10 protein-coding genes and 1 pseudogene are annotated in these 12794 nt (G+C 59.6%); 5 read left to right on the top strand and 6 right to left on the bottom strand.

Annotation, left to right across the window (positions count from 1 at the left end):
* The 4 genes from AC1Z1G_RS11090 (at position 1) to AC1Z1G_RS11075 (ending at position 2524) form a co-directional block, all read left to right on the top strand.
* The gene (locus AC1Z1G_RS11090; protein WP_483626959.1) at positions 1 to 345 is read left to right on the top strand and encodes a hypothetical protein; all 345 of its coding nucleotides are present in this window, start codon (positions 1 to 3) and stop codon (positions 343 to 345) included.
* Positions 346 to 382: 37 nt separating this feature from the next.
* Positions 383 to 802, top strand: a complete 420-nt coding sequence (locus tag AC1Z1G_RS11085; RefSeq protein WP_483626958.1) for a hypothetical protein — start codon at positions 383 to 385, stop codon at positions 800 to 802.
* Entirely contained in the window at positions 799 to 1275 is a 477-nt protein-coding gene (locus AC1Z1G_RS11080) for a hypothetical protein (RefSeq protein WP_483626957.1), read from the top strand. Before AC1Z1G_RS11085 ends, AC1Z1G_RS11080 begins: the two co-directional genes overlap by 4 nt.
* Before the next feature lie 103 nt (positions 1276 to 1378).
* Positions 1379 to 2524, top strand: coding sequence for a hypothetical protein (locus tag AC1Z1G_RS11075; protein WP_483626956.1), 1146 nt, complete (start codon positions 1379 to 1381; stop codon positions 2522 to 2524).
* Positions 2525 to 2570: 46 nt separating this feature from the next.
* On the opposite strand, the gene AC1Z1G_RS11070 is transcribed toward AC1Z1G_RS11075, so the two are convergent.
* From AC1Z1G_RS11070 to AC1Z1G_RS11050, 5 genes and pseudogenes are all read right to left on the bottom strand, one after another.
* Positions 2571 to 3407 carry a VanW family protein gene (locus AC1Z1G_RS11070; RefSeq protein ID WP_483626955.1) on the bottom strand — a complete coding sequence of 279 codons (837 nt, stop codon included), beginning with the start codon at positions 3405 to 3407 and terminating at the stop codon, positions 2571 to 2573.
* Positions 3408 to 3826: 419 nt separating this feature from the next.
* Positions 3827 to 4411, bottom strand: a complete 585-nt coding sequence (locus AC1Z1G_RS11065) for a hypothetical protein (protein WP_483626954.1) — start codon at positions 4409 to 4411, stop codon at positions 3827 to 3829.
* Positions 4412 to 4538: 127 nt separating this feature from the next.
* Complete coding sequence (locus tag AC1Z1G_RS11060) at positions 4539 to 5618, bottom strand: lipocalin-like domain-containing protein (protein ID WP_483626953.1); 1080 nt, start codon at positions 5616 to 5618, stop codon at positions 4539 to 4541.
* Positions 5608 to 8088, bottom strand: coding sequence for an ABC transporter permease (locus tag AC1Z1G_RS11055; RefSeq protein WP_483626952.1), 2481 nt, complete (start codon positions 8086 to 8088; stop codon positions 5608 to 5610). The genes AC1Z1G_RS11060 and AC1Z1G_RS11055 overlap by 11 nt, the downstream gene beginning before the upstream one ends.
* A gap of 177 nt (positions 8089 to 8265) precedes the next feature.
* Positions 8266 to 8650 (bottom strand): annotated as a pseudogene (locus AC1Z1G_RS11050) (ABC transporter ATP-binding protein); the annotation flags it as partial.
* 235 nt (positions 8651 to 8885) lie between these two features.
* Between AC1Z1G_RS11050 and AC1Z1G_RS11045 the strand changes: the two are divergent.
* A complete protein-coding gene (locus tag AC1Z1G_RS11045; RefSeq protein WP_483626951.1) occupies positions 8886 to 10784 on the top strand; it encodes a hypothetical protein in 1899 nt (632 codons plus the stop codon).
* 10 nt (positions 10785 to 10794) lie between these two features.
* On the opposite strand, the gene AC1Z1G_RS11040 is transcribed toward AC1Z1G_RS11045, so the two are convergent.
* Complete coding sequence (locus tag AC1Z1G_RS11040) at positions 10795 to 12498, bottom strand: sulfatase-like hydrolase/transferase (protein WP_483627804.1); 1704 nt, start codon at positions 12496 to 12498, stop codon at positions 10795 to 10797.
* Between the last annotated feature and the right edge of the window lie 296 nt (positions 12499 to 12794).

The following is a 12794-nucleotide window of genomic DNA, read 5'->3' as shown; positions in this document are numbered from 1 at the left end:
ATGGCCGCCCCCTTAAAGTACGCACTACAAGCCCTGCGAGTCCCAAGTGGCTGGACCATCACGATCAACAACCTGTTCGACGTCGAACTCACGCCGCAAACAGCGGATTGGTTCAGCAGCGCTGTCCTGTTGGGTGGCGTCAGGCGCAGTACCGGTGACTGCTTCGACGCCAGGCTCGAACCCGAAGGCGACCCTGAAGGTGAGTTCGTGGTCGAATTCCTGACCATCCGATATGACAAAGCGTGCAAGGTCATCAAGAACTCGGAGGTCTTTCTCGGTGACTTCAGGACCCGGAGCAAAGCCGAGTTCATTGAGAAAATCGAGTCTTACATGCTGGCGCGATAAACCGCCCCGCAAGCCCTCGACCCACAGGCCCGGCACTATGAAAGTCGTTTGCAAGATAAACAACCTGAATGACCTCCAGGACCCGGACGTATTAGCCCGGCTCCAGCATTACATCCGCATGCCCGGCGGTGAGATCGACCTTGATCGGGGCAAGATGTACACGGTGTACGGCATAGAAATGTGGGACAACTGCCCCTGGTTCTATCTGTGTAATGCGCTTGACGATGAGTACCCCAAGCCTTATGCCGCAGACCTGTTCGAGGTCGTGGATGAGCGGTTCTCGACGTATTGGCGGCTCAGCTTCGATCAGGGAGCCCGTCGAACGCCTGCAACCCGTTTGGTGTTCGATAGGTGGGCCGATGACCCGTTGTTTTATGAACAACTCATCGACGGCGAATCTGACCGTGTTTCGACTTTTGCTCGCTACCGCGCCCTGATGGAGAATGAGTACACGTGATCCCGAAAACCCGGTTTGAAATCGCCCTGGAAAGAAGCGAAATGCCGATGTTCTTCAAGGGCCAGGGCATTTACTTTTCCTATGACCGTGAATGGGGCGAACACCTTTATATCAACAACTGGCAAGGGCTCTGTGGCTTTCTCAAATCATACGACGCGCCGAACCCACTGCTGGAAAAGTCATTCATCGAGTACCTGGACTCCCTTGAAGACTGTTACGAAGATGCGGACTCCTTGTTGCTCAACATTCACAGTTATTACTGCATGCGCGCCGACACCCCGTTCATGTCAGCGCAGGGCTATGACCTGATCAACGCGCTGAGCCCCGTCTATCAAAAAACGGTCGGTGAACGCTTCAGGCGACTGCGCAATGAGTACGCCATTCATAATGCCGACCGGCCGGTTATCACCTTCGATGACTTCCTGAACAAGCTCAAAAAATTCGGCTGCACGATTGATCTGGAACAGTTGTAAGGAACCCACAACACACCATGCAAACTGACTGCTGACCTGCAAGGACGCCCATGAATTCCCTCTTCAACATCGTCACTGATACCCCGACAAGGCATCGCCCCCAATGCTCATGATCAAGGCCGGTCTACTGCTGCTTCAAATCACCGGCATGCTGATTTTCGTCGGCAAGATCGCCCTGTACCGTAATGCGTTCAAATGGTTTCGCCGCAGCGAACCCTTGCACTGTGCAACGGTGGAGCAACAACGCTTGCTGGCCAGGTACTACCCCAAGGAAACCTTTGATCGCAATGTGCATCGGCTGTCAGGCAGCTACCGTCGTGGCGGGACAATGCGTGAATGGCAAGGCATGAACCTGATCGGCGACCTGCCGGTGATGTTGCACCCCCTGGCGAAACCATTTCTGAACGAGCACGGCGAGAACACCCTCGACGTGGTGTGCGGCAAGGAGCGCGCCTATGTCATCCGCCTCAACGAAGGCTACGACATTGAGCGCTTCGCGCAGCAGGTCGAAGACAACGAACGCCACTGGGCGCAGTGGGACTTTGGCATTGCGGGGCCTCGCATCAATGGACAGAACATCGAGATGCTTGGCCAGCGCCGCAGCCGTAAAACCGAACGCCGCATTGACGTGTACGTCTTGTATTCCGATGTACCGGATACCCGACGCTTGCTTGGCTCATTGGCCGTGGTGCTCGGCATGCTGCTGTTCTGGATGATGGCAACGGGCTGGGTTGAGGATAAAGGCTGGTTTGTACTCGGCACCCTGGCGGCTCTGCTGGGCTTTCTCCCGATCACCCTGGAAAAACATCACCGACCGGAACCAGTCAACCGCCTCCGCGGGATCTATAGCCAAGACCCCGAACTGGCCTACCCGGTGTTGATTGGCGACGAACAAGTCTGGGGCATGCAACCTTACCGCCAACTGATGGCCGAGCACCTGCAAGCGGGCCAGGAGGTGACGCTCGAGGCGACCGTCAAGGACAGGCGTATTGTCAGGATCGAGGGCCTGCCCGACCCCTATATTGACTGGGACTACCGCCAGTACGAACCCTTGACCGGCAACATACTGATGCTGACGGTCATACTTGCATCACTGGCGCTCGGCCTCTACCACTACCCGTCAATGGAGCGCAGCCCGGCCCAGGCCTGGGTCATTTACGCAAGTGCCGGCTTGAGCGTTGCGTATGCCGTGAACCTGCTTCGCAGGCTGTGGCAGCGCCGTCACAGAATGCCGCCTCAAGAGGGGTGAGCGCGTTAACACCCGCACTCAGGGTTTTGCCGAACGAGTCATGCCGCTACTGCCCTGCCGGTTGCGGGGCATCCGCCAGTTGTTGATCGTCTACCGGGTACTTCACCACGACCCGGTTTTTGTACAACCGCTCACGCCGCACCAACTCGCTGTTCTGTCCCTTGCTGAGAACGTCACGCCAGATTTCGTTCTCACGAAAAACCCGGCCGCTGTCCCGCACGAAGCGGTGTCCGAGTTGATAGATGTGATAACGAAAGTCCCTCGGCTGATCACTCAGCAGCTCACCTTCAAGTTGCTGCTCACCGACATGCAGTTTCAGTTGGAAATGCCTGTCGGTCGGGTTGTGCAGCACCAGATCAATGTAGTTATAGAAAATCGCCGCCCCGGACCCAAACGGCAGCACCCGGCCTTCATCGGGGAACGGATCGAAGCTGTGATTGGAGCGTTCGGTCACCACCAGCGGCGAGTGAATCGCCATCCAGTGAATCAGGTTGCTCAACTGACAGATCCCGCCGCCGACACCGCTGCGGGCTTCACCAAACGATAACTCCATGCCTTCGACAAACCCGCGCTTACGCGTGGGCCGACCGACCAGACGACAGAAAGAGAAGTACTCGCCCGGAGCAATGACCACCGCGTCGATACTGCTCACGGCCAGTTTCAGGTTAATGACTTTGTTGTGCTGCAATGCCAGGTCGGAGTTACCGAGTTTCCTGATCAACTTGGAAGTGTGCTTGATGTAGCGGTAGGCCAATCGAGGTGCAGAGCCCGTCGGTTGCGCATACGTTCGGCTGGAGAACCTCCAGGCAAACTGTCGGAACATTCTTTTTTGCCGAACACGCAGCCAGTACAGAATGGGGTGATAAAGCGAGAGTGGTTTCATCCGTTTCAAAACGGCCCGGATGGCCGCTTTCTTCCTTGGTCTGAACAATGCCGCGCATCTTATCTGCAATATGCAGGACCGTTCAATGAAGTCTCATTGAAAGGAAAAGGATGAGGGGATGAAGCCAATGCGCCGAGTGCCGATTGACCGGTTAGAAGAGGTGTTCGCCCAGTGTTATGGCCTGGCAATCCATGCACCGGTAAAGAGCCCTCACACTGGGCGAACGAAAGGATATTAATAGAATGCAAACCATCTGTCCGCGCACAAAACCTGAATAATTCTGAACACAATATGTCTGCAAACAGGGTGATTCGTCTGAAACAGGCCGGGCTTTCATTCTCTCACCCGATCGACCGATGAGTTCATCACCGTGTGCCAGCCACATTGGCACACGGTGAATCGCCGATTAGCGCCTTGAATCAACTTTCATGTTGAGTGGTGATTTCCAGAACATCGGTGTACGTCACCACGACACTCTGGCCGATTTTCAGATTTTTCAAATGGGCCTGAACTTCTGGTTTTTCCACGCTGACGGTCTTCTTCTCGCCAGCCGGATTTTCAAATGTCAGCTGATGCTTCTTCAGGTCAATACCGGTGATTTTCAGCTGGACCTGAACCTGACGGAAGGCTTCGCCACCCGGGTTCGGATTGTCCTTGGTCGCGCGAATTTCGCCGGTGCGTTCGATCGCATCCGGCAGACCTTTATCGACTGTGGTATCGAGGTAGGCAGCAACCGAGTGGGTGACCTGAACGCTAACCTTGTCACCCACCTTCAGGTTGCCCAGGTCCTTGGCCTTGTCGCTTAACTGGACATGCACCGGCTGGCCCTGTGCGCCCTCAAGCACCACTTGATGCTTGGCCGCGTCGACAGAAATGACTTTGGTGACCACTTGATCGGCTTCCACTGCGTGAGACAGCGGGATCTCGGCGGCATAGGCACTGAGGCTTGCAGCGGACAGCAGCGTAGCGAGCGAAATGGCTTTGGTCAGTGTGTGAAGCTTCATAGCGGTACATTCCCTGTGTAATGAAATGAAGGTGCAACGGCGATGTGCAACCGAGTTCAATTACGCCGCGTGCCGAAGGAGCATAGACGCTGATGAAAACTTCACCCGCCGCATTGCCCCTGACAGCTCAATACCCGGTCATTTCCAGGTAGCCCTGCCCCGAATGGCTGCCACTGAACTGCACCGGGCCTTCCCAGTAAGGAATGCGCAGGTTCATCCAGGCTGCGGGGTTCAGCGCCGTGCTTTGAATGTCCAGTCCCTGGCCGGGGATTTTGATCGACCAGCGCGTCGGCAAGGTTCGTCCCGCCACCTCGGTCGAGGCCAGCGGCGAGAGACTGATGTCATCGCGGGACAGGTGCTTCGGCACGCCCTGCGCATCGATCCAGGTGCCGGTGAGGTAAGCGCCGCCATCCTGTTGCCGAACCCGGAACAGCATAAGTTTGGTGCCGTCGTTCAGGTGCAGGGAAAACCAGTCCCAGCCGGTTTGCGCAGCGCCCAACGGTTGGCTGCTCCACTCCCGGTCCAGCCACGCGGGGCCGCTGACCTGATAGGTTGCGCCGTCAATTTGCAGGCTGCCCGAGGCCTGGAAAAACGGCTGGCTGTAGTAATACGACGCCTGCCCCTGCTCGGATTTCCGACTGTAGCCCTGATCGCCTTGCAGCACCGGCGCGCGATCCGAGGTGAGCTGTAACTGATAGGCGAAGTCCTTGCCGCTCGCGTGCAGTTGCATCCGGGCCAAGGGGTTCGGATTGCCGGACTCGCTGACGAAGCGCCAGTCATCGATCCACGCGTCCAACGGTGCCGTGCTGACCCCCGCCTGAGCGACGCCACCGCGTGCGTAACGTTCGGCGGCGTGGTGAGCGGTTGCGGACGTGACCGCCGCATGCCCCAGCCAGATCGTCTGGTTGCCCCAGCCGGGTTGCTCGGGAACCGCTTTGAGGGCATTGCGAAACAACGTCCATTGCACGCCAAATTCACGCCCCTGCCCATCCTTGAGATTGGCGGTGACGTACCACCACTCGACGCGAAAACCCTCATGGGCGCCATGATCTTCGGGAAAACTGAAGACCCTGCCGGGCGTGACCTGGCTGAACGCTGCCGCCTGACTGCCCAGATCGGCAAACCCCTGTTGGGTATCCGCTGACTCATCGCAACCGATCAGCGCCAACACCCACACCAGTAAGCCGATTGCCCGATTAGTCCTCATGAGCAAAGCTCCTCAGCAAATCCGCCGGTTGGGTTCGCGCCAATTTGAACAGCGGCCACGCCGATGCCAGCAACGTCGCCAGCATTGCCAACCCCAGCAGTTGCAGGAGTTGCAGCGGGAATACCTGCAACGGCAGTCGCCAACCGAAAGCCTGAACGTTGATCACCGTATTCAGGCACCAGGCCAGCGTGATGCCCAGCGGCACCGCGAGCACCAGCGTCAACACCGCCAGCAACCAGGTCTGCCCCAGATTGAGCAACATCAACTGCCGACGGCTCACGCCCAGCGCCCACAACGGCGCCAGTTGCCCGAGACGACTCTGGCTCTGGGTCAGCAGGCTGATAAACAGCGCCACACCAGCGACCCCAAGGGTCAGGCTGTTGAGGGCGGCGGTGGCCGCGAACGTGCGCTCGAAGATCTGAGTCGACCAGCCCCTGAGCTGGCTCTGGTCGACAATGCGGCTGTCGTCCAGGGCAAAACGCGTGTGCAACGCACTCAACACTTCGGGAATCCGCTGCGGCGCCAGACGCAGGTTGAAACGTTTCGGCGCCAGCGCTGGCCAGTGCTGCAACAGGTGTTGGTCGTTGACCAACAGGTGACCCTTGGGGTTGCCGTAGTCCGCATAGACCCCGATGATCTGCGGTGACCACACGCCCCCGGGTGTCGGAATAGGCAGGTGATCACCCAACCTGACCTTGAGCCTGCGGGCCAGTTGTTCGCTGAGCATCAGCGTGTCGGCCGTGGCCAGTTGGTCCCAGGGCTTATCGCCCAGTGCTTCGAGCAACGGCCAATGTTGACGATAATGCGGATGATCAATGATCCCGAACAGATCCACCGGCCAGCCTTGCAGGGTCATGGACTCCTGCCAGTTGGGCAGCACGGCGTTGATCTCTGCTTGCCGGGAAAACCAGGCCTGAAGCTCGGCGGCCTGTGCCGGATTCTGCGGATTGACGTACAACTCGGCGCTCAAGCGTTGGTCGAGCCAGTCGTTGAAGGTCTGGCGAAACCCGGCGGTCATGCTGCCGGCACCGATGTTCGCCGCCAATGCCAACAGCAACGCCATCAGGGCCAGGCTCAAGGCTGGCAGTTGTTGGCGACAATCGGCCAGAAACCATTGCCCCAGCACCGAGCGACGGCGCTGTAACACCCGGTTCAACAGGCCGTTGAGCACCACCGGCAGCGCCAGTGCCGCGCCGAGCAACAGCGCCGCCATCAGCACAAAGCCGCTGGCCAGGCTGTCGCCCCAGCGCCACGCAATCACCGCGACCCCGGCGGCTATCGCCGCCACCCAGGCCTGGCGTCGCAACCACCGTGCATGCGCCTGATGCCATGCCTGCGGATTCGCCAAGGCCAGCAGCGGCAGCCGGGCCGCACGCAACAGGCTGTTGGCGCCGGCCAGCACCGCGCCAAACAGGCTCAGGCCAAGCCCGCTGAGCCACCAGCCCGGACTCAGGCTCAGGTGCCCCGCCACTTCTGCGCCATACAACCCTCGCAGGCTGGCCGCGACATCCGGCAGTAACAGGCTGGCCAGCAGATAACCGCTGGCCACCCCGGCGATCCCGCCCAGCAGCGCCAACCCGCCCAACTCCACACTCAGGCAGGCGATCAGCATCCGCGCACTGACCCCGCAGGCCCGTAAGGTCCTGAGCAACCCACGCCGCTGTTCCAAGGCCAGACCGATCGCAGCATGAACAATGAACAGGCCCACCACGAAGGACAGAAAACCCAGCGCATCGAGGTTCAAGTGAAAGCTTTCAGTTAGCCGCGCCAGGTTGTTTTCTTCACCGCTGCGCCTGAACTGCAACTGCCCCTCCCATTCACCAGGCAACGCCGGCTCGCGAGTAGCAAAGTCTTTGGGCAGCAACAGCCGCGACAGCTGATCCGGCAGCGCCAGCAGTTGCTGCGCCACGCCGATGTCCACCAGCAACACGCCGGGCGCCATGTCCGCCTGACTGCGCAGTGGCGGCAAAGCCTGGCCATTGAGGGTTTGTGGTTGATCGCCTTCATGCAGCCCCAGGGCTTCAAGGGTTGGCACAGCGATCCAGGTCACACCCGGCGGGCTGAAGAACTCGACGATCTGCTGCATGCCCAAGGCACGCCCGGCCACCGCGCTGCCAGCCGGCAATGACAGCGGCTCGATCCCGATCAACTGCAGGCTCTGTTCGTCATGGCCCTTGAGCGACAACCGCCCTTGCAGCACTGGAGACACCGGCCAGCCGGCACGACGCAGATCGACGAATGCGGCTTGAGAAAAAGTCGTGCCCTGGATCGGACCGAGACTGGCCTGGGGTTCACCGCCGATCAACTGGCTGGCACGGGCGTAACTGTCCCGTGCGTGGCTGTTGAGGGCTTGCACACCGGTCAGCAGACTGGTGGCCAGCCACAACCCGGTCAATACGCTGAAAAACTGCACCGGGTGGTGCCGCCAGTGGCTGAGCAAGGCACGCAAGGTCTCCCGAAAAATCCGCACCTCAGCGCTCGTCCACATCGGCCAGGCGCCCACGGTGCAGCACCACTTTGTGCGCCAGCCGCGCCGCCACCCGAGGGCTGTGAGTCACCATCAACAAGCTGGTGGGGCTGTCGGCGAGCAATGCCAGGAGCAAGTCCAGTACCTCGTCGCTGGTGCGTTCATCCAGGCTGCCGGTGGGTTCGTCGGCCAAGAGCAATGGCGGCCGCGACGCCAACGCCCGACCCAGTGCCACCCGTTGCTGCTGCCCACCGGAAAGCTGTTCCGGGTAACGCTGCAGCAAATCCCCAAGGCCCAGGCGCTCCACCAATTGCGCTTGCCAAACCGGATCAAAGCGCCCGGCCAAGCGCGCCTGGAACGCCAGGTTGTCTTCGACCCGCAGGCTGCTGATCAGGTTGAACTGCTGGAACACCAAGCCAATGTCGGTGCGCCGCCAGTTCGCCCGTTGCCGTTCGTTCATGTGTTCCAGGCACTGGTCACCGATCCGGATGCTGCCGCGATCAACGTTGTCCAGCCCGGCAATCAGGTGCAGCAAAGTACTTTTGCCGCTGCCTGACTCCCCCATCAGCGCCAGGCTACTGCCCGACGCCAACTGCAAGTCCACGCCTTGCAACACCGTCAGGGGCCCCTGCGCGGTGGTGTAGCTCTTGAACACACCCGACACTTGCAGCATGGAAAACGCTCTTCTTATCGCCAATGCGACTGAGGATAGACTGCCTGCGCCTCATGCAGTCACCCGCGTTGCTTGTCGCGGTGGACAGGCCTGCGGTTAAATCGGTGAAACGGCCTGGACCAACCGCATGTCAAACGACCCTGTTTTCACCTCTTGCGACGACCTTCTCACCGCCCCCACGCCCTTTGACGGTGACGTGCTGGACCCGCAAATCGAGCATTTGCCGCTCCATCAACTGCGCTGGGAAAACTTTCAGAAACTCTGCGCCCAACTGATTCAGCATCACTACGGGCACACAACCCAAACCTTCGAATACGGCCGTTCTGGCCAGGCTCAGGAAGGAATCGATGTGACCTGGCGTTTGCCCCTGGCCAGCAAACGTCACGTGGCTCAGGTCAAGCGCTGGAAAAAGATCGGCGCGGTCGATATCGAGAGCTGGGTCAAGGAGTTCTGCGAAGGCGCGCTGGTCGACGACACCGAAATGTACCTGCTGTGCCTGTCGAACGACCTGCTGGACACCCAACTGGTCGAGGCCTGGGGAAGAGCCCAACGCGTGCTGGAAGCTCGTGATGTGCGCAGTGAAATCTGGCACAAGGAGCACATCGAGAAACTGCTCAGGCATGCACCGGACCTGGTCCGCACGTTTTTCTCCCAGGCGATCATGGAACGCTTCTGCCACATGCCGTCCATGCCTGAGCCGCAGCCTCATGCCTATCGCGCGCACTTCCATGAGGTCGGTGACACCTTCGTCACCCTGGAGAACACTTCGGTCCGTTTCGAACTCTGCGTCCCAACCCTCAACAACCTTAAACCGAGCGCCATCCTGACGTTTGGTCGATCCGATCTCAACGGCATCATCCTGGGCCTGAACGGCGAAGAACTGGTGTCATGGCTGCAATGGGCCGGCCATTATCGCAAGGGCGACAAAGTGCCTTTCGCCCACCCCAGTCACACTCGGCCACAGGAGTTTGTGTTCAGCGCCCGACAAGCGCGCCTGATCCTTGAAGCCCGTGAGCTGGAGGAACTGATCTGGGTGTTGCAACACGCCTGGGAACCCTATCGCAATGCTGTCGAAGCGCTCGACAGAAGCTGGCAGATCCTGCGCTTCAAACGGCTGGAGCGTGATGCCAACGAGACGTATGGGCTGTACAGCCTGTCCAAACCGCTGTGGCGGCTGATCATTGACTATGCGCGTGCCCACGACTACAGCCAGGGCGATTCGCCGGAGCATATTTTCGAGAACCCGGGCAACGGCGTTCTGAAGGTGTTCGTCTCCACGCGCACAGCCGAGCTGGACCCCGGTTTTCACCTGATCACTTACGTGTACCTGGAGGGCGGTTTAACTGCTGGCCTGCATGAGGAGAACCTGACGCTGGGTTGGTCACCCGCGCGCATTGGTGGCGGTACGCCGCACTGGAGCCCGCGCAAACAGTGGGACGCTGAGTTCACTCATCACTGGTTTGCCCATGTGCTGATTCCCCGCGTGCTGCGCTGGTACGAACGCCAGGAATTCCAGCGGCTGTCCTGGCTGAATAAGGTCCGGCAATCGCTGGCAGGGTCAGTGCCCCGGTATCAACTGGAAAACCACTTCTACTCCAGTGCACGGCTGCAATGCCGGGCACTGGAAGAGGCCCTGACGCGAGAGCAGACCATCGCCTGCCTGCGCCAGATGCAGTCGCACTTTTACGTCGACAATCGCGAAGCGGCGATCGAGCCGGCACTCGTCGTTGCGGTGCTCACCTGCATTGCGGAGCTGGCCCAGGCACTCCCCGAATGTCACTACAGCTATGTGAAAAGCAACCTGAGCCTGGGCCAAACACCCCTGATGGAAGGCATCGACCAGTTGCTCGCCAAACCCTCGAAGCTGAACACTGCGACGTGGCTGGAAATGGCATTGCGCTCGCTGATCTGTTGCTGCGAAACCTCGGATTCCCTGACGGACGCTCAATACCGCTGGCTCAGGCATCACCTTGAACCGCTGTGGCGGCGCATGCGTGAAGACCTGCTGTGCGACCAGTTCCGCTGAAACCCGGTGTTCACTTCCCGGCCGCCAACCCGGTTTGCGGCGCGGCTTCGGTGGGCGTCACGATGTTCGTGAGGTCGATATGCCGCCAGGCCGGCTGGGCCCCCAACCGCGCATTAAAACGGTAGTTGAAGGTGAACGCATCATGCGTGGGCTGGCTCAGCGGCGTGCCGTAGATCGGTTCTATGTCCGTCACGGCGTAGCCCATCAACTGGAGCAGGGTCGGAAAAATGTTGTAGTGACTGGAGCGATCCTTGTTGGCGGCCAGCGCTGCCTGCCAGTCGAGGGCCGGCAATGCGCGGCCCTGGATCACCACCAGTGGCACCAGCCCCTCCTCCTCCACCGGGTCACCGCCACAGTGGGTGTTCAGTCCGGGGTTTCCGCGCTCGTGCAGGTCCTGGCCGTGATCGGAGGTGTAGATCAACGTGGCGCGGCTCAGGTCAGCCTTGGCAAACACCCGTGAAAAGAACTCGCCCACGTTCCACAGCAGGGTATTTTTGTAGGCGTTGCGGTACAGCACCCAGTCGTCTGGCTGACCATTGAAACCGTCACGTTTACCGGTGTCGGCAATCTCGAGGAACTGCCCGCGCGGCAGTACCGGACGGTAAACCATGAAGTCGTCGGGGTACTTGTCGTGCACCGGGAAATGCGCACCGACCTTGTTGATCAGAATCAACTCCGGCTGCCCGTCATTGAGCAGTTCGATCAGTTTCTGGGCGGCCGCCATGTCGCGGTCCCGCACGCTGGTCTGGTCGAACTGGACGAACTCGTCGATGTCCTTGCGCTCAAGGTCGGTCATCAGGTTCTGCAGGTTGCCGCCCGTACGCTGGGCATCGATGTACACCGTGCGCAGGCCGGCCTTTTTCGCGTACTGCCAGATTGATGGTTGGGTGGAGTTGATGCGTGTGTAATCGCTTCGAGTACCGCCGTAACGCAGGGTCACATTGGTGTCGGCGCTGCAATTGGCAATCGAGGCGGCATAGCCATAGTTGAAAATATCCACGCCAGGACGTGGCTCCTTCAGGTTGCTGTGCACGCCGAATTCGGTGTTCAGGTCCAGGTAATTGCCGGACACGCTTTCATCGATGATCAACACAATGTCGTGATCAACCGCCACCCCGGCCCGCGCCAGGCTGACCGGCTCGCGGGCACCCACCGTGTTGTGCAAGGCTTCGTAGGTAAACAAATTCAGATAGGCCAGCGGCGTGTACATGATCGGCAGCCCGCGTGCACCCTCCCCGGCCCGCACGAACAGCACCGCGCTCAACAGCATGACACCCAGCAACGGCGCCGCGACCAGCGCAACCCCCGGCAACGGCACGCGCCGGCGAGGCTTGAGGCCAATCCCCAGCAGCAGCAAGAGGCCACTGGCCATGGCGCTGAGAATGGCAGCCCGGTACTGGTAGGCGGCCTCTTGAATAAAACCGCCGGAATAGACCAGCGACACAAAACTGCTGTACGTCAGGTAATCGGCGGTGACCCGGCCATAGACGTCAAAGAACACGGCCGAACAGAACATCGCCAGGGCAAACAGGTGGCGGACCAGGGTCTGGCGGATGCACGCCGTCATCCATAACGCCACGGTCAACACTGCAAACATCGCGGTATACAGCACCAGCGGCACACCGATGCCTATCGCGGTGATGCGTTCAAGGTAATCGCCATGGTTTTTCAGCAGGTACAGAACCAGCAACAGTTCCTTGAGGTACTTGATCATGGCGCCCTGACACTCCCGATCAGCCGTTGGCGTGCCCATCAATGGCCACTTTTTGACACTAGCAGCCCGTGATCAAAGCGCAAGAGACCTGAAAAAACCGTTAAAAGCGTCAAAAAACTGTCGACTCAAAACTGACACACCCAAGCCCCGTGAGGCCTTGTAATACGAGGCATACGACCGTTTATCGCTTTCTTCAAAACGCCACCAACCTCTCAAAAATACACCAAAGCCGCTGCCTGACGGCGCTTGATGGCAAAGCGCCGGAATTCCGGCCCTTTTCCAACATGAAGAACATG

The sequence above is a fragment of the Pseudomonas sp. JL27(2026) genome, assembly GCF_056933555.1.
This window is presented reverse-complemented; position numbering and strand designations above follow the sequence as displayed.